Source organism: Dyadobacter sp. CY312 (genome assembly GCF_021390535.1).
Lineage (GTDB): Bacteria > Bacteroidota > Bacteroidia > Cytophagales > Spirosomataceae > Dyadobacter.
In genome coordinates this window covers 459,700-477,694 of sequence record NZ_JAJUXG010000003.1, presented here as the reverse complement: position 1 = coordinate 477,694, position 17,995 = coordinate 459,700, and the positions used below count along the sequence as shown (strand labels likewise).

The following is a 17,995-nucleotide window of genomic DNA, read 5'->3' as shown; positions in this document are numbered from 1 at the left end:
TGGAATTTTAGGTATCGATATCAGCCCATGAATTCGCAGACTAAAAAACTTTATTGAATTGTAAAACTATCTAGAAGGAATGTTGAGTAAGAATGTACGAAGAAAACACAATTTAAGATTTTTTAGTACCCAAAGTTTTACAAATTATCGCACTTTCCTATTATAATATTCTGAATTAAAGGAGTAATACCAATTAATATTCTAATTGTGATAAATAAGTGCAGTGGATGAGGATCATGGAGGTTTTAAAATAGTTGTAATTTAATTACAATTATTTCGAGAACAAGAAGTTAATACCGCAGCGTTGCTACCAGTGAAGAATGAAAGGGGTTAATTCCGCCCCGTCTCTTTGTGTTTTCCTGATATCACAAAGCCGACGGCCAGAATCGCCAGTCCGGCAAAGAACCACATGCTTAATGTGAAGTGGTAGTACACAATTGCGAACATACAAATTGCCGAAAGTAACAGCGCTGTAACGGGGAAAAACGGATAGAAAGGCACTGCAAAAGGGCGTTCGAGATCGGGTTCTTTTTTGCGGAGTACCAGCAATGCAACCATGCTGATCATGTACATGACCACTGCACCCAGCGCTGCAATAATGATAACCTGATTGGTATTTCCCAGTGTTAACGCAATGCATCCAATTACTCCGCCTGCAAGCAAAGCCCAGTGCGGCGTTTGAAATCGTGCATTCACATTTCCCAATACCGACGGGAGGTAGCCACTACGGGCCAGAGCAAAGATCTGTCTGGAATAACCAATGATGGTTCCGTGAAAAGAGGCGATGAGCCCGAATAAACCCAGGCTCGCAAACAGGTGCGTCAACCCTGAGTCACGCCCCAGAATGTGCCCTAAAACCGCTGGCAGTGGATAGTCAATATTACTTAAATTGCGCCAGTGAACTACTCCTCCGGTAAATATCATTACGGCAAGTGCCAGGATCACAAGCGTTAGGATGCCATAAATATACCCTCTTGAAATTGTTTTCTTAGGGTTTTCAACCTCTTCGGCCACCATGGCAACCCCCTCGATAGCCAGGTAAAACCAAATTGCAAAGGGTAACGCAGCAAAAACGCCCTGCCAGCCAAACGGCATGGGTTCCTTTACAAAAGTGGTATATGAAAAATGAGGTGCTACAATGCCTATATACACGAGGAGCTCAGCAACGGCCAGAATGGTGACTACCAGCGAGAACGTGGCAGACTCTTTTATCCCCAACAAATTAATGCCGATGAAAATGACGTAACAAGCAAACGCAACCTGCAGTACCGAAATGGAAGGATACAGAAAATTGGTGTAACTACCCAACGCAAATGCAATTGCAGGCGGGGTGATCAAAAACTCTACAAGCGTTGCGTAACCTGCTATAAGCCCTCCCCACCAACCAAATGCACGGTATGAATAAGCAAACGGACCTCCTGCCTGTGGAATAGATGTGGTGAGCTCCGTAAAACTAAAAATGAAGGTTACATAAAGCGTTGTGACAAGCAGGGTCGCGATGAGAAATCCTACTGTGCCGGATACACCCCAGCCGTAGTTCCAGCCAAAGTATTCTCCCGAAATTACCAACCCAACTGCAATGGCCCAGACGTGTATAGGCTTCAAAACTTTTTTAAGAGACGCGGAAGAGGTTGCAGACATCGGGACAGAGATAGGAGTGATTATTAAAACCAATACTTATAAACAACCCGAATGTCCTATCGGGGAGCTGTTCTTAAATAGTCACCCATTTGAATTACTTTATCTGTATTCAGAAAGTCAACTTGCAGGCTCATCATGGTTTTCCAGGTATGAATGTTGTCAGGAGTGGCCCAAAACCGTATTTTTTTATCCTGGCTGTGTGTCTGGGAAATCACTTTGTTCAGTGATTTTTTATCTTTTTCGGGTAAGTCTCCTTCGCCATTCCATCTGGAATATTTTTGAAATGCCTGGCTTATAAGCCCGATCCTCTTCAACTGATCGGCTGTGTATGTAACATCAGGACGACCATCAAAGAAGATAAAAGATGGATATTTGTCAAATGTTTCGGGTGAAGGAGTATTCCCGCTGATCACTATTTTGACAGTTCCTTTTGGTACAAAAATGTTTTCATAAGGTTGCAGCAATTTGACTAGCGCTGCAAGTGTTTCCTCTGCCGGGGTTTTGAAATCGATCAAAAGTTGAAGTTGCAGGTCTTTTTGAGGATAAATATTGCCGTCATTTTTTTTAACCTGCGCCAGTATTGGTTCAAGGTAAAGTTTCGAGAAAGTTCTGTCTGGTTTAATGTCAGACCGGTTATGAGCCGCATACAGCGAATCATTCACAAGAAAAAGATCGGCCTCAATTGATCCGAACTGCTGCATATAAGCTTCCACAAATGGGCGGTCCTGTTCGTAATCGTTGTGAGAATGTGCCTGTGCCGTAGTATACCTGGTTATGGTTTGTGCGGGCAGATTGATAATCAGAGTCGAAAATACCAGTATTGTTATAAGGATATTTTTCATGAACAGCAATATATGGTGGGATAAGGATTTTCGTAAATATATAATTTAATGAATGATTAAGAAAGGCAGAGTAGTATAAGAATTGCTGATGTTTGTATATTATGAAAAACTCAGAATAAAAGAGTAGTTATGTTATTTTATATAGAATTATATATTGAAAAATAATGCATATTCAGCCAATTTAAAGTCCGATGCCATGATGATTAAAGAATATTCTTATTTTCGCAGCCGCATTGGCAGACGATGCGAACCTAACTTTTATCCCTGAATGGAAAAAAACACTTCTCTATTTCGTAAAAAAACAGTTGACCAAATAATGAGGGATGCCCATGCCAATGAGAACGGCGGGCTGGCACGAATTCTTGGGGTGAGAGATCTGGTTTCATTGGGTATAGCTGCGATTGTTGGAGCCGGTATTTTCAGTACAATTGGACTGGCAAGTTATAATGGTGGTCCTGCGGTGTCTCTTTTATTCGTGTTCACAGCAATTGCCTGTATTTTTACAGCTTTGTCTTATGCTCAGTTTGCCAGCACGGTTCCCGTTTCCGGTAGCGCTTATACGTATGCATATGTGGCTTTTGGCGAACTGTTCGCATGGATCATCGGCTGGGCGCTCATTCTCGAATATGCGGTTTCAAATATGGTGGTGGCCATTTCTTGGTCGGAGTATTTTGTAAGTATGTTGAAAGGATTCGGTATCACATTGCCAGGCTGGCTTACCATCAATCCTGCTGCTGCGTCAGAGGCATTTCGCAAACTGCAGACAGAAGGAATTGGTTCACTATCAACTTATGAGAAGATGGCTGCCAGTGCTTTTGAAGCAGCGCCGAGGTTAGGGGATATTCCTTTTATCCTCAATCTGCCTGCTGGTCTGGTTACATTGTTCGTTACTGCACTGGTATACGTTGGTATCCGCGAGTCGCGCACAGCGAGCAATATCATGGTAATCCTTAAAATAGGTGTGGTGTTGCTGGTCATTTTCGCGGGCGCGTTTTATGTAAAACCTGAAAACTGGGATCCATTTGCACCCAATGGCATGAAAGGTGTATTAAGTGGCGTTGCCGCAGTTTTCTTTGCATTTATCGGTTTCGATTCCATATCAACTACGGCTGAGGAATGTAAAAATCCACAGCGTGATATGCCCAAAGCAATGATCTATTGCCTCATTATTTGTACAGTATTATATGTGTTGATCACCCTGGTTTTAACAGGAATGGTGAATTATAAAGAACTGAAAGTGAGCGATCCACTGGCTTTCGTTTTCCAGAAAAATGGTCTGGATTTTATGGCTGGTATCATTTCTGTTAGTTCTGTTATTGCCATTACAAGTGCTCTTTTGGTTTATCAATTGGGGCAGCCGCGTATCTGGATGACGATGAGCCGGGATGGTCTTCTGTGGAAAAAGTTTGCCAAAATTCACCCGAAGTATCAAACACCATCATTCGCAACCATCGTGACAGGCTTTGTGGTAGGTATTCCTGCATTGTTTTTCAAGATGGACTTCTTTGTGGATTTGACAAGTGTTGGGACATTTTTTGCCTTCATTCTTGTATGCGGAGGAGTGCTTTACCTGGATCATACCGGGATTTCTGAGCGATCCAAATTCAGGGTTCCATATGTTAACGGCAAGTTTATTGTCGGTTTTGGGTTTGTTGCGGCTGTTCTTGGCTTGGTATTTTACGGACAGGAAATCGTTGCAGAATGGCAGGCACTTACTACAATGGAAATTCTGGAACACAAGCTGTTGACTATCATTTTCTGGATTACCTGGCTCACACTGTCCATAATGAGTTTCAAATACAATTTTTCACTGTTGCCGGTGATGGGTATCCTGACGAACCTCTACCTGATGACCGAACTTGGCGCGTCCAACTGGTTTATTTTTGTGGTTTGGCTGGCGATCGGTTTGGTAATTTACTTTAGCTACGGATACAAAAAAAGTAAACTGGCGGGGAATTGAAAGTAGTAATAGAACTGGAAGAGGCTCCATCGGCGGAAGACGTATCTGAAATTGGCAAACGACTTGTTGCATTCAATGAAACTAAGGCAGGGCCAGAAAAATATGAACGAGTGTTTTTCGCGGCACGGGGTGTAGATGGGAAGCTTGTTGGGGCGCTACTTGGTGAGATTTTTTGGGACACACTTCATATTCATATAATTTGGACTGATGAGCAATTCAGAAGCAATGGTATTGCTTCTGAATTGCTGTTTAAATCCGAAAAACATGCGTTGAATAAAGGTTGTTATCTGGTATTGCTCGATACTTTTGATTTTCAAGCTCCTTCATTTTATGAAAAGAGAAATTACCAGTTAACCGGACAGGTTGATAACTACCCAAAAGGGCATACAAAATATTATTATAAGAAAACACTAACAACAGAATAGGGCTTGGGATGTTATTTGAAAGCGATCTTCATTTCTTCTCAATCCGTAACGAAATAGAATAATCGTTTTTGGTTTTTGCAGCTATTGGGTATGGATTTACACTTTCAAGAATAAATCTATACTTCTGTCCTGCAAAGTCCTGGTCCAGAGAATCAATTGTGTGAAAACCACGGGATGTGCTACATGCGCCCAGGCATAGGTTGATGTGTTTGGTTATCTTTCCTTCTGTACCAACACCTTCGAGAGCAAGATCCACCTTTGCGTTTCCAGCCCATACACATTTCACGTTTTCCGGACAACGGCTGTCGCTCACATCGAAAAATGTTAGTGTAGCTTTGGGAACATCATTAATCTGAACCGTTTCTTTGTACTTGATCTCATTTCCCTTTTTATCGACGGTTGAGCTTTGGCAAGCTACCAAGGCAACTAACAGAATAAATAGCAGCGCTTTCATATCCTTTTGGTTTTTTGACTTAAGACGCAGTATTGTTGAAAATGGTTGTAAGACAACTGCTATTATTTAGTTGCTGATTATAAGACAATTAAAAGAGTCAAATTGTTAACGTAAACACAGTTCCTTTCCCCACTTCGGAAATAACCGTAAGTTGTCCGTTGTGTTGCTGAAGAATTTGTCGTGAAAGGCTCAGACCAATGCCTGATCCGGTTTTTTTTGTGGTGTAAAAAGGAATGAATATGTTTTCAATTGCCTCAGGTTCAATGCCATCTCCGTTATCCTGTACTTCTATGATCGTCAGGTTGTCGGTCTGGTAGGCATTCAGAGTAATAAGTCGGTTGGTCTGAGAAGAGAATGATTCGGAAGCGTTTTTGACAAGGTTAATAAGTACCTGTTGTATCTGGCTCGTATCAACCTTAAAACTAAGATTTTCGGGTTTAATCGTCAGCTTCCATAAAACACCTGATGCGGTCAGGTCCGTTTGCAGAAGCTGAACAACTTCCTGTATCAGCTCGGCAACACTCACATTGGCAAACACCGGTTTGGGTAATGTTGTAAAATCCCGGTAAGCGTTCACAAACTGCATCATTCCTTTGCTCCTTTTTTCGAGGGTTTGCAAAGCTTCTTTCAGGTCATTTACCGCTTCCTGATCCGTAGTAGATTTTTCAATATCCTCGTTTACGATCAGTCGCATTGTTCCTACCAGCGAAACAATTGGCGTCATCGAATTCATAATTTCGTGCCTTAAAACACGCGTAAGGTTTTGCCAGGATTCTACTTCCTGTTGTTGTAATTCTGTCTGGATATTTTGCAAAACCACAATCCTGACCCACATTCCACGCATTTGTATGGCTGCTCCCTGCAACGCCAACGGCTGGTCGGATGGTGTACGATATAGTTCGCGAACACCGGAATCCAGATTAGAAAGCAGCTCAAAAAGTCTTGGATGTTTGTCTTTTAATTCGCTAAGCTGATGCAGACGATAAATTCCCAGCATTCTTAACGCGGCATTATTAATCAGATTTACCTGGCCGGTGCTGTCAAAAGTTATGAGGCCGGTTCCGATGTGCTGAACAATGGTATTAAGATATTGAAGATTTGCTTCCTTTTCGGCTCTGGCTTGTCGGAATGCATGGAGTACTTCATTAAACTGTTGATTCAGTTCCTGAAATGTCTTCCCCATTTTATTGTCGTGGCGGAAGTTGATGGTGAAATCCGAATAACGTACCGATTCCAGAAAGTACGTTAGTTTGCGGTTTACATTGGTAACATACTGGTAAAGCAACGACCCCTGAACAATAATAAAAATACCCCCGAGTACATAAATCAGCCCTACGTTGGTTTGCAGTGACGCGAGCCATATCACAACAAATACACTTATTATAATGAGAACGATACGAATCCCGATTACAAAACTAAAGTGACGCAGTCCGATCATTGGTTTGCCTGAAATTAATCGTTCATGATATGTTGTGGAATCTCACACATTTCTTCCAGCACAAACTGATCCAGGCAGCCAATCTTGTAATGTGCCAAATCAAACTTTGAGTTCTCAAACACCTCCGCAGTGGGTACACAAATCGTCAGCATACCTGCTGCGTGTGCAGAGCGCAAGCCAGTAAATGAATCTTCAAAAGCAATACATTCCTCTGGTTTCAGGCCAAGTTTTGCAGCCGTAGTGAGATAAACCGCCGGGTGTGGTTTGGTAAATTCTTCCAGCTCACCCGAGTGCCACAGTTCGAAATAATCGATGATTTCTAACCGCTTCAATACGCCCTCAATCAATTCCATATGGGATGCCGAAGCAACCGCCAGTCTGAGACCCTGTGATTTCAGCTTTTTAACAATATCGATTGCGCCAGGCATTGCCACTGCATTTTCGAGGATGTTTTTATGTGCAAGTACCAGAATTTCCCTTTCCAGTTCTTCAAAGCCCGGTGTATTCCAGGGCTGTATTTTATGACAAAATTCAAGAAAGAGTTTGATCGACAAACCGGTGGTCTGAAGTTTCAGCTCATGTGTCAGTTTGAAATTTACTTTTTGCATCACTTCACGGGCGGCATCAGCCCATATAGGCTCCGAGTCGATCAACAGACCGTCCATGTCAAATATTGCTGCTTTAATCTTATGCATTTGGTTTTAAAGTTTGTGTCGTCTGGTTATAGCACAGTTTTATTATGGCTCCACCTGACCTGCTTTTTTATTTCTATCCAAAACTACTACATTCGTAATTAAGAATGGCTTTAGGGGTGTCCAAAATACGGACTGAGATTTATACCCTTCGAACCTGACACAGTTGATGCTGTCGTAGGAAAAAGCGTTTAAGGGAGGGCTGAGCCTTCTTTCTTTTTTCTTGCCTTTATATTTTCTGTATCAATTTCGGACCGTCCATTCTTTTTTGTTTAACCAAAATTTAACAAAAATGGAATTTAACCCAGGACTACTATTGGCGGATTTGCGCGAACAATCGCCTTTGATTCATAACATTACAAATTTCGTAGTGATGAACTTCACAGCTAACGCACTGCTTGCATCGGGAGCATCACCCGTAATGGCGCATGCTGCCGAAGAAGTGGAAGACATGGTTTCTATTGCCGGAGCTTTGGTGGTTAACATTGGAACTTTGTCACCGCAATGGGTTTCGTCAATGAAACTCGCTATGAAAAAAGCTGCTGACCTGAACAAACCAATCATTCTTGATCCCGTAGGCGCGGGAGCAACACCGTACCGGAATACGGTCTTAACAGAACTTCTGGATATCGCGTCACCTGCCATTATCAGAGGTAATGCTTCGGAAATTCTTGCTTTGGCCGGAGCAGCAGTACAGACAAAAGGGGTGGACAGTACCACAAGTTCAATCGACAGCCTGGAAGCCGCGAAGGCATTGAGCGAAAGGTATGGATCTGTGGTGAGCGTAAGCGGAGCCACGGATGTGATTGTAAGCGGAGATAAAGTCGCTTATGTCGATAATGGTGTGCCGCTGATGACGCGCATTACGGGTATGGGTTGTTCAGCTTCTGCCATTGCCGGAGCTTTTGCTGCCAGCAATAACGATTACTTTCTTTCTGCAATTGCTGCCGCCGCAACCATGGGTGTAAGTGGCGAAATCGCATTTCAAAATGCACAATTACCCGGTTCATTTCAAATCGCTTTTCTGGATGCGCTCGCAGAGATAACGCCTGAAAAGTTAAATGACACTGCCAAAATCAGGTTATGACGGAAATTGAAAAACAGATTCAGCTTTATCTGGTTACGGACGAAGCAGCTTGCCTGGGAAGGGATTTCTTTTGGGTGGTGGAAGAGGCAGTCAAGGGTGGTGTGACCATGGTGCAGCTGCGAGAGAAAAACCTCGGAACCAGAGCATTTATAGAAAAAGGAAAACGCCTGAAAGCGTTGCTGGATCACTACCATGTGTCCTTAATTATCAATGATAGGGTGGATGTTGCCATGGCCATTAATGCTGCCGGTGTGCATGTGGGGCAAAGCGATATGCATTTCAAAATGTTGAAAGACATGCTGCCGACTGATAAGATCCTTGGTATTTCCGCAGAAAAACAGAGCGATGTGGTAGAAGCCGAAGACTGGAAAATATCCTACCTGGCTGCGAGTCCGTTGTTTGCTACACCCTCCAAAACGGATACTGAAAAACCTTGGGGAATGGAGGGATTGAAGTGGGTAAAAACAAATAGTCGCCATCCGATTGTGGTCATTGGCGGTTTGAATGCAGACAATACTGCGGAAGCGATCGCTTGTGGGGCAGGTGGCATAGCAGTTATCTCGGCAATTTGCAGCGTTCCGTCACCTTTTGATGCGGCACAAAACCTGAAAGCCATCATTACAGGGCAGGTTAATTCTCACATTTAAAAATACAGGATTTTGGAAGCAAAATTAAATAGATATCCGACAGTGCTGACCATTGCAGGATCTGACAGTGGCGGAGGAGCGGGCATTCAGGCAGACCTGAAAACCATTGCCGCCCTGGGTGCATACGGCGCATCGGCCATTACTGCACTTACGGCACAAAATACGCTCGGAGTAAGAGCAATACATCCCGTTCCTGCCGAATTTTTAAAGCAGCAACTGGAAGCCATTTTTGAAGATATAGAAGTAGACGCAGTAAAAATAGGGATGATTAATACCGTGGAAGTAGCATTGATCATCGCTGATATGATCGATAGGTTCAAGCCCGGGTTTGTCGTTTTCGATCCCGTGATGGTTTCAACGAGTGGTGCGAGGCTCATTCAGGAGGAAACAGTAGCAGTATTGTGGAAGGAATTATTTTCAAGAGCTGATCTGATTACGCCTAATCTGGATGAAGCAGAAATACTCATTGGCAGGAAGATCGGATCCGTATCTGAAATGCAGGAAGCTGCCATAGAAATGGTGGAAAAAGGATGTAAGGCGGTTCTATTGAAAGGCGGGCATTTGATTGGTCCCGTGTTGTACGACGTGCTGACCATGCAGGATGAGGAGCCGCTTCGTCTGGAAACGACTTTTATAGAAAGCAAAAATGTGCACGGTACCGGCTGCACTTTGTCGTCTGCTATTGCGACTTATATTGCCTTGGGGCACTCTCTTCCCGAAGCGGTTCTTTTTGCTAAAACCTATATTGCCGGCGCCATTGAAGCTGGCAAAAATGTAACCATCGGCAAAGGCTCCGGGCCGCTGAACCACTCTTATTTACCTACAAAAATGCAGATACGATCATGAAATTTACAGACGAATTATGGGAAGCAGCTTTGCCTGTTTATGAAAAAATAGAAAACCATCCTTTTAATCGGGAATTGAAAAAAGGAATCTTGCCTGTAGAAAAGTTTAAGTTTTACATTTTTCAGGATTCACTTTATCTGGCCGACTTTGCCAAAGCACTGGCAACTGCCGGAACAAAATCGGGAAACAGTCAGGAGCTGCTTGACTTCCTGGAATTTGCCCAAAATGCAATTCTGGTTGAGAGGGCATTACATATCAGTTATTTCAAAGAATATGATATCAACTTTAAAGGTGAAAAGGCACCGGGCTGTTTTGCTTACACCAATTACCTGTTGTCGGTAAGCGCATTTGAAAGTTACGAAGTAGCCGTTGCTGCCCTTCTTCCATGTTTCTGGATTTATAAAAAAGTAGGCGACTACATTTATGCACACCAGTCCAAACCAAATCCCTATCAAAACTGGATTGATGCTTATGCGGGAGAAGAGTTCGGAAAGTCTGTTGAAAAAGCACTGGGTATCTGTAACCAACTTGCAGAAAATGCTTCACCGGCTACACGCGCAAAGATGAAGGAAGCTTATTTAACAGCTTCAAAGCTAGAGTATGTGTTCTGGGACAGCGCATATCGTCTGGAAGAATGGCCGGTTTGATTCAGCTTTGTGAAAATGTTCTAAAATTTTAAATAAGGAGGATGCAGAATCGACCTTCTGTGGTCCTCCTTAATAATGCTTTCGTTTGTCAGGACCAGGAGCAGTGATGCAAGTCTTAAAAAAACTTCAGTAAAAAGTTAGGGTAAAGAATAACGAGGTTGTCGGTCATGAAAAACAACCAGCTATGAAAAGTTATTTTCTTACCATGATTGCCGCGTTTATATCTCTGATAACGCTTGCGCAACAACCCTTGCAGCGGGTAAAAGGTCAGGTGATTGATACCGAATCGCAACAGTCTGTGATTGGTGCCAATGTCATTATCACATCCGTTAATCCGATTATTGGTGCATCTACGGATGCAGATGGGAATTTTAGCATAGAGGATGTACCTGTTGGCAGACATGCATTTAAAATTTCAAGTATGGGCTACGACGATGCATTCATACAGGAAATTACTGTGGGATCGGGTAAGGAAGTGGAGCTACGGATCAAACTCACAGAATCATTTAAAAAACTGGATGAAGTGGTCATAAAAGCACAAAAAGAAAATGGTGCTCCGCTTAACGACATGGTGAGTGTAAGCGGAAGATCCTTCACGGTGGATCAGACCAAACGATATGCTGCTGCCGTCAATGACCCGGCGCGTATGGCTTTGTCCTTTGCGGGAGTCGCGACCAATGACGACGGAAGTAATCAGATTATTGTACGAGGTAACAGTCCGAAAGGAATGCTCTGGAGAATGGAGGGCGTGGAGATACCTAATCCGAATCATTTTGCTCAGGAAGGTTCAAGTGGCGGTGGAATAAGCGCTTTAAGTGCCAATGTTTTGGGTAATTCCGATTTTCTGACAGGTGCCTTTCCTGCTGAATATGGTAACGCAACCTCTGGGGTATTTGATCTTAAACTGAGAAAGGGCAACAGTGATAAGCGGGAATACGCCTTGCAAGCCGGTATTTTGGGGCTCGATTTTGCCGCAGAAGGTCCGCTGGGACCGAAAGGAGGTGCATCTTACCTTGCCAATTACAGGTATTCCACGCTTTCCATTATGAATAAAATAGGACTGAATGTAAGTGGAGATTATGTGAACGATTTCCAGGATGGTGCTTTTAAGATTTACATTCCATATGGAGAAAAGGCCGTTGTGACGGTTTGGGGAATGGGAGGGTTGAGTAAGTCTACGGTTGACAACGAGGATTTTAAAGAAAGATTTAAGTCAGACAGGGGAGTGGCGGGAGTTAATTTAATTCGTTACGTTAACAGTAAATCATATTTTGAAAACATTCTTTCCTATTCAGCCACCAGAGAGCAGAATGACCTTTTTGACAAGGAGAGGAGCGATACATTTCAGCATAAGTTCATCAATCAGGCATTTCGCTTTTCTTCACTTTATAATTACAAACTCAATGCGAGGAATACATTTCGCTTAGGAATTGTCGTGAATTACTTGGATTTCAATTTGTTTGAAAAAAATGATGAAGACGGTCCTTCTCTGGTTCATTTAAATCAAAAAGGAAACACACAACTCTTTCAGGCATACGCGCAATGGAAATATAGGATATCTCCAACGGTTACAGCCAATCTGGGTATGCATGCAATGTTGCTGGCTCTCAATGATCAGCACTCTGTGGAGCCAAGAATGGGGCTGAAATGGGCTGTTGCTCCACGTCATACCGTGAGTTTCGGGGCAGGGGTACACAGCAAAACAGAGGCCATCTCCACCTATTTTGCACAGATTAATGCGGGGCAGGACAAAACAGAATTATTTAACAAAAATTTAAAACTGATGAAGTCCGCACATTTTGTTGCCGGGCATGAATACCGACCTTCGGCTGGCTGGCGTATTGCTACGGAGGCTTATTATCAGCATCATTATAACGTTCCTATAGGACCTGCGAATACTACCACGCCATTTTTACGTTATGGTTCGTTACTTAACGAAATTAGTGGATTTGTGAGTGACTCGTTGGTGAGTTCAGGAAAAGGACGAAGTTACGGAGTAGAGCTCACCTTGGAAAAATCATTGACGAATGGTATTTATTTCATGAGCACCACTTCGTTATACCAATCGAAATATACAGGTCGCGATGGGGTAGAGCGGGATAGCAGGTTTAACGGGAAATTTGTACAAAACGTTTTAGCTGGAAAAGAATGGAAAGTTGGCAAAAGAAAAACCAACATTTTTGCAGCCAATGTAAAAATGCTTGCTGCGGGTGGAAACCGCGCCACACCGGTAGACCTGAACATGTCCAGGATAGAGAACAAAACCGTCTATGACTGGTCGAAAAGCTATTCGGAGCAACTACCGGTTTATTTCAGAACGGATGTTCGTGTGAGTTATACCAAGAATAACAGAAAGACCACCTCCACATTATCACTCGATTTACAAAATATTACCAACAGACTCAATGCTTTTGATCGCTATTATGATTCCAAAGAGGATAAGGTAACCCTGATAAAACAAACAGGACTACTGCCAATTCTGAATTACCGTCTCGAATTTTAGATCTATAAAAGCGGAAAGGTCGTCTTAGACTCATCTTTCTATTTCGGGGTTTCATCTTGAATATCCTATGGTTCATCCATTTTGATTAGTCAGGTTATTACACGGTTAATATCTTTAAATCAAATAAAACCATAAATTACTTATCAAGAGTTGAATTCATCACCACATAGCAACATAGCAATGGAAACGCCCCGGAACGAACAGCTTTGGAAAAAAGCCCAAAAAAGAGCCTCATTCAAGATTCATTTGCGCAGCTATTTTATCGTAAATGGAGGTTTATGGATTATCTATTTTCTTTCAACGGGTATGAATTGGGGAAACCACGGATTCCCATGGCCGGTTTGGCCAATGCTGGGTTGGGGAATTGGGTTGGCTTCGCATTATTTTTCTGCTTATGGGAACAATGACGAGATGAATTTGGCACAGAAAGAATACGAAAAACTGCTTAGGGAACAGCGTTAGTTACATATACCATCTGAGTGCATTTGAGCCTGTCCGGTTACGGACGGGCTTTTGCGTTTTCAATACTGCAGGGAGTAATTCCAACGAAGAAGTTAATGGAACGGTTATTTTAAGGACTGCGATCAGAAACAAATTGTAACCGTAAATATAGAAGTTATGGAAAAGGACTTGCAGGATATTGAAGCAATAAAAAAACTGAAATCATTGGCAGAGGATATCCGTTTTTGCATGTATACCACATATGCAAACAGCAGAATAGAATCGCGGCCAATGACAACGTTGGATATAGATGACAGCGGTAATGCGTGGTTTTTTACCAGCCGAAATACCGAAATTGGTCAGGAAACGAATTGGGGCGAAAGTGTAACGTTGATTTATGCAGATCCGAAAAACAATACGTATTTGAGCGTATCTGGCACCGCATCGATCGTTCATGATGAACAAAAGAAAGAAGAACTCTGGAACCCGATGTCGAAGGCCTGGTTTCCTGGCGGGAAAGACGATCCGAATCTGGTGTTGCTCAAAGTAACAACTGACGAAGCAGCGTACTGGGATAGCAATTCTTCCCAAATGGTGGTCTTCTTTTCAATGCTAAAAGCGGCGGTGACAGGGACTACGCCAGATGGCGGGGATCATGGGAAATTGGATTTGGCGTGAGATTCTCTCAGTTAACAGTCTTTAGTTTAGAGTAAACAGCTTCTGATACAATTAATTGGCTTGTGAAGCCATTGATAGATTAAGACGTTAAGGAAAATTACAAACCACCTGAGTCAGACCGGCTCAGGTGGTTTTGTTTGTGAATGATAATGTCAAAGATTTTATTCCGACTTCAAACTTTTCACTGGGTTAGCCAATGCGGCTTTTACACTCTGATACCCAATGGTAGACAATGCTGTGAAAATGGCGAGCATTGCAGCCAGAACGAAAACCCACCATTGTATGGCAACTTTAATCGCGAATCCCTGAAGCCAGTGATCCATGATGAACCAGGCCACAGGTGATGCAATGAGAATGGAAATGACAACCAGCTTCATGAAATCCTTTGACAACAGTGTTGTAATATTCAAAACGGTTGCGCCAAGCACTTTTCTGATACCAATCTCTTTGGTTCGTTGCTCGGCAGTGAAAGAAACCAATCCTAGCAATCCAAGGCAGGAAATGAGAATGGCAACTCCGGCAAAAAAGTTGAACAACTTCCCTGTCTGTTGTTCGGCAGTGTACAACTGGTTGTAATCTGCATCCAGAAAGGTGTATTCGAATGGGAAATCGGGAGAATATTTCTTCCACAAGTTTTCCGAGGTTGCAAGAGCTGCGGAAGCCAGTCCACCCGTTGTATGCACATGCACCATGTGATTGACCTCAGGTTCACTGTACATGATCAAAGGCCAAACGGGCTCACGTACAGAGGTAATACTGAAATCTTTTACCACACCGATAATCGTTCCTTCCGTGCCTTCGTGTTTAAATCGCTTGCCAATAGGATTCTTTATCCCGGTTTGTTGTACAGCAGTTTCATTTAAAATGAAATGCGTAGAGTCTGCCCGGGAACCATTAAAATTTTGACCTGCGGCAAGTTTGATATTGAAATTTGGGATAAAATCCTTGTCTACATTCATCTGCGCCATAATCAGTGTACGCGACTTTTCTTTGCCATCCCAATCGTTGGAAGCAGTTCCGCTCATTACGTTCACCGGCGTGTCCGAAGATGTACTAATTCCCAGAATACTCGATTCACCCAACAGCGCCTGTTTGAGCTGAGGTGTAAAAGTGCGTCCGTTGAAGCTGAAAACATGTTTTTTATTGAAACCGGGATCCCGCTCGCGAATAAAACGAAGCTGGCTGCCGATTACCAGTGTACCTACAATCAGAATGGTGGCGAGCGTAAACTGTGTCACCACCAATGTCTTGCGCAGGCCAGCTCCGCCGGCCTGACTCGCGCGTCCACGTAATGCAAGAATCGGGTTAAATTTCGCAACCAGAAACGCCGGATAAATTCCAGCCAAAACAAAACAGAACAGAAGCGCTCCAAGTAGAACCTGCCATGCCTGAGGATCCGTTAAAGAAAAATGCCCCGACTTGCCGGTAATACCTGAATAAAATGGCAATAGGCCTTGTATTAATATAATAGAGAGTATTAATGAGAGGCTTAACATCAGCAGCGATTCTATGAGCAGCTGCATGGCAAGTTGCCGGGATGCCGCTCCAACCACTTTTCTGATACCAACTTCCTTGCTTCTCCTGGTAGCGCGGGCGGTGGTGAGGTTCACGTAATTGATACAACCAATGCTGAGCAAAAGTACAGCTACAATTGCCAGTATACTTATTTGCTGCGTTACACCCTCGTTACCTTCTACCGGATGCAAATGAATATCAGTCAGGGATTGGAGCTGGAAATCGGGCAGGCTATTGGTTTTGATTATTGATGACTGTATAGCAGTAAGCCTTGCTGCCACCTTTGCCGGATCCGCATTTGGAATCAGTTTTACATAGGTTCCAAATCCGTAATCGTCCCAGTTTTCGTCTATTGATTTACCTGTTTCTTTTGAGCTATTGGTATTTTTTCGAATCTCCATGTTGACATACATGTTGTTCTTTATGGAAGAGTTATCCGGTGCATTGGCCAATACCGCACTCACTGTATACACTTCTTTGTTTTCAATATTGGAAATTACTTTTCCGACAGCATCATCAGTTCCAAAGAACTTCTTCGCCAGTTTTTCAGTAATTACTACTGAATTAGGATCCGAAAACGGCTTTTCAGCATTGCCGTGAAGCACCTGAAATCCGCTGAATATTTTCAGGAAATTCCCATCCGCATAAACCAGATTATCCTTTTCTGTAAAAGTTTTTCCATTTGCGCGAAACGTGCCGGAAAAATAATCGCCAAAGCGCACAACACTTTCCACCCCAGGTATTTGCTTTTGAGTCACCACAGCAACGGGACCAGGTGTTGAAGTGAACGTGTGCTCATCTTCACCTTTCCCAAAATGTGCATTAATCAGATAAATCCGCTCCGCGTCTGCATGAAAGCGATCAAAGGTCAGTTCATCCTTTACCCACCAAAACAAAAGAAGACTTACAGCAAGCACAACTGCCAGACCACCGATATTGAGTACGGAATACCATCCATCGGATCGTATGTTACGAAATGCGATTTTGAAATAATTACGAATCATTCTGGTTCAGGATTAAGAGGTTATACAATCCCTTACGAAATTTGGATACAAACCGTTGCGTTTTGTGTTGTTCTAATATTCGCATGTGGATGAAGGAATTTAAGTTTGATAATTTAGCAAAGATTGATATGACTACAAAAGTGAATGGAATTTTAGAATCTGCTCTCTATTTTGAAGACCTTGAAAAAGCAGTGACATTCTACACAGATCTTTTCGGGTTCGAAATTCTTGTAAATACAGAAAGGCTTGTTGCCCTCAATGTGGCAGGGAAACAAGTGTTGTTACTTTTTAAAAAGGACAGTTCATTAAGCGACATTACATTACCGGGCGGGGGAATTATTCCGCCACACAATGGAAGCGGCCCGGTTCACCTTGCGTTCTCCATTGATGCTGATTCACAGGATGACTGGAAAAACAGGCTCACTGAAAGGAATATTACTATTGAGAGCCTGGTACAATTCAATGATGGTAATAGCATCTATTTCAGGGATACCGACAACCACCTGATCGAATTGGCTACACCAGGTATTTGGAAGGGAATTTAAAAAAAGAGCCGGCTGGATTATCGTCTGATATTCCAGTCGGCTCTTTACTATTTATGCATCGGTTAGTTACTCCGCGCTCGCTTCCTCATTCACGTACGTTTCCGCAAGTTCGGTCAACAAATGATCCGTTGTTCCTTCTTCGTCGAGCGTAATTTGGAGCAAGTCTGCCGCATCAGCATGGCCAAGCGTTCTTGCGATGTTTCTCAGTGTGCCGTAAGAAGCGATTTCATAATGCTCCACTTTTTGAGCGGCCATAATGAGCCCACAATCGCGAACCATTGTACCCTTTTCCGTACTATCAATGACTTCGTTTCCTTCTTCCAGCAGGCCTTCCATTGCAGCGCATTTTTTTGCCTGAGCTTTTTTGCCAATAAGGCCAAAGATTTCTTCCAAGCGGGTAACATGCGTTTCGGTTTCAGTAGTGTGTGTCTCAAATGCCGACTTTAATTCATCCGATGTAGCAGCTTTTGCCATTTTAGGCAATGCTTTTGCAAGATGTTTCTCAGCCCAGTAAATATCTTTAAGTCCGTCAACAAACAGTTCAGTTAATTTTTCGCTGTCTGTACTTGTAATCAGCTTTGTGGCTTTACTTTTCGCTTTCATAACATAAATAATTTTTAGTTGTCGTAG

The 17,995-nt window shown here is 42.9% G+C and carries 17 protein-coding genes and 1 riboswitch; of the genes, 10 read left to right on the top strand and 7 right to left on the bottom strand.

Translation table 11 applies throughout. The features are described from left to right. Positions 1-330: 330 nt before the first annotated feature. Positions 331-1,641: an ethanolamine permease gene (gene eat / locus LZG71_RS06205; protein WP_233818090.1), complete on the bottom strand. Its 1,311-nt coding sequence runs from the start codon at positions 1,639-1,641 to the stop codon at positions 331-333. Between the two features lie 56 nt (positions 1,642-1,697). Continuing rightward, positions 1,698-2,483: a phosphatidylinositol-specific phospholipase C/glycerophosphodiester phosphodiesterase family protein gene (locus LZG71_RS06200; RefSeq protein WP_233818088.1), complete on the bottom strand. Its 786-nt coding sequence runs from the start codon at positions 2,481-2,483 to the stop codon at positions 1,698-1,700. Between the two features lie 268 nt (positions 2,484-2,751). Here LZG71_RS06200 and LZG71_RS06195 point away from each other — a divergent pair, with 268 nt between their 5' ends. Next, on the top strand, positions 2,752-4,443 hold the full coding sequence (locus LZG71_RS06195) for an amino acid permease (RefSeq protein WP_233818086.1): 1,692 nt from the start codon (positions 2,752-2,754) through the stop codon (positions 4,441-4,443). Next, positions 4,440-4,868, top strand: a complete 429-nt coding sequence (locus tag LZG71_RS06190) for a GNAT family N-acetyltransferase (protein ID WP_233818084.1) — start codon at positions 4,440-4,442, stop codon at positions 4,866-4,868. Before LZG71_RS06195 ends, LZG71_RS06190 begins: the two co-directional genes overlap by 4 nt. 28 nt (positions 4,869-4,896) lie before the next feature. Here the strand turns inward: LZG71_RS06190 and LZG71_RS06185 are convergent, their stop codons facing one another. The 3 genes from LZG71_RS06185 to hxpB all read right to left on the bottom strand — a co-directional run bounded on the left by LZG71_RS06185 (position 4,897) and on the right by hxpB (position 7,455). Beyond that, a complete protein-coding gene (locus LZG71_RS06185) occupies positions 4,897-5,322 on the bottom strand; it encodes a hypothetical protein (RefSeq protein WP_233818082.1) in 426 nt (141 codons plus the stop codon). A 97-nt stretch (positions 5,323-5,419) separates the two neighbouring features. After that, on the bottom strand, positions 5,420-6,760 hold the full coding sequence (locus LZG71_RS06180; protein WP_233818080.1) for a PAS domain-containing sensor histidine kinase: 1,341 nt from the start codon (positions 6,758-6,760) through the stop codon (positions 5,420-5,422). A 14-nt stretch (positions 6,761-6,774) separates the two neighbouring features. Then, a complete protein-coding gene (gene hxpB / locus LZG71_RS06175; RefSeq protein WP_233818077.1) occupies positions 6,775-7,455 on the bottom strand; it encodes a hexitol phosphatase HxpB in 681 nt (226 codons plus the stop codon). A gap of 102 nt (positions 7,456-7,557) precedes the next feature. Then, positions 7,558-7,653, top strand: a riboswitch (TPP riboswitch). Between the two features lie 91 nt (positions 7,654-7,744). On the opposite strand from hxpB, the gene thiM reads away from it, so the two are divergent. The 7 genes from thiM (at position 7,745) to LZG71_RS06140 (ending at position 14,301) form a co-directional block, all read left to right on the top strand. After that, positions 7,745-8,539, top strand: a complete 795-nt coding sequence (gene thiM, locus LZG71_RS06170; RefSeq protein ID WP_233818075.1) for a hydroxyethylthiazole kinase — start codon at positions 7,745-7,747, stop codon at positions 8,537-8,539. Beyond that, positions 8,536-9,186, top strand: coding sequence for a thiamine phosphate synthase (gene thiE, locus LZG71_RS06165; protein ID WP_233818073.1), 651 nt, complete (start codon positions 8,536-8,538; stop codon positions 9,184-9,186). The genes thiM and thiE overlap by 4 nt, the downstream gene beginning before the upstream one ends. Positions 9,187-9,198: 12 nt before the next feature. Beyond that, positions 9,199-10,032: a bifunctional hydroxymethylpyrimidine kinase/phosphomethylpyrimidine kinase gene (gene thiD / locus LZG71_RS06160; RefSeq protein WP_233818071.1), complete on the top strand. Its 834-nt coding sequence runs from the start codon at positions 9,199-9,201 to the stop codon at positions 10,030-10,032. Then, positions 10,029-10,679 carry a thiaminase II gene (tenA, locus tag LZG71_RS06155; RefSeq protein ID WP_233818069.1) on the top strand — a complete coding sequence of 217 codons (651 nt, stop codon included), beginning with the start codon at positions 10,029-10,031 and terminating at the stop codon, positions 10,677-10,679. The genes thiD and tenA overlap by 4 nt, the downstream gene beginning before the upstream one ends. Before the next feature lie 184 nt (positions 10,680-10,863). Beyond that, the gene (locus LZG71_RS06150) at positions 10,864-13,182 is read left to right on the top strand and encodes a carboxypeptidase-like regulatory domain-containing protein (protein ID WP_233818067.1); all 2,319 of its coding nucleotides are present in this window, start codon (positions 10,864-10,866) and stop codon (positions 13,180-13,182) included. A 180-nt stretch (positions 13,183-13,362) separates the two neighbouring features. Beyond that, positions 13,363-13,644, top strand: coding sequence for a 2TM domain-containing protein (locus LZG71_RS06145; RefSeq protein WP_233818065.1), 282 nt, complete (start codon positions 13,363-13,365; stop codon positions 13,642-13,644). 156 nt (positions 13,645-13,800) lie between these two features. Further along, on the top strand, positions 13,801-14,301 hold the full coding sequence (locus LZG71_RS06140; protein WP_233818063.1) for a pyridoxamine 5'-phosphate oxidase family protein: 501 nt from the start codon (positions 13,801-13,803) through the stop codon (positions 14,299-14,301). A gap of 161 nt (positions 14,302-14,462) precedes the next feature. Here LZG71_RS06140 and LZG71_RS06135 read toward each other — a convergent pair whose 3' ends face one another. Then, positions 14,463-16,820, bottom strand: coding sequence for an ABC transporter permease (locus LZG71_RS06135; RefSeq protein WP_233818061.1), 2,358 nt, complete (start codon positions 16,818-16,820; stop codon positions 14,463-14,465). Between the two features lie 89 nt (positions 16,821-16,909). Between LZG71_RS06135 and LZG71_RS06130 the strand changes: the two genes are divergently transcribed. Then, positions 16,910-17,365 (top strand): VOC family protein, encoded by a 456-nt coding sequence (locus LZG71_RS06130; protein WP_233818059.1) that lies wholly within the window; start codon positions 16,910-16,912, stop codon positions 17,363-17,365. A gap of 66 nt (positions 17,366-17,431) precedes the next feature. Here LZG71_RS06130 and LZG71_RS06125 read toward each other — a convergent pair whose 3' ends face one another. After that, positions 17,432-17,968 (bottom strand): ferritin-like domain-containing protein, encoded by a 537-nt coding sequence (locus tag LZG71_RS06125; RefSeq protein WP_233818057.1) that lies wholly within the window; start codon positions 17,966-17,968, stop codon positions 17,432-17,434. Positions 17,969-17,995 lie beyond the last annotated feature (27 nt).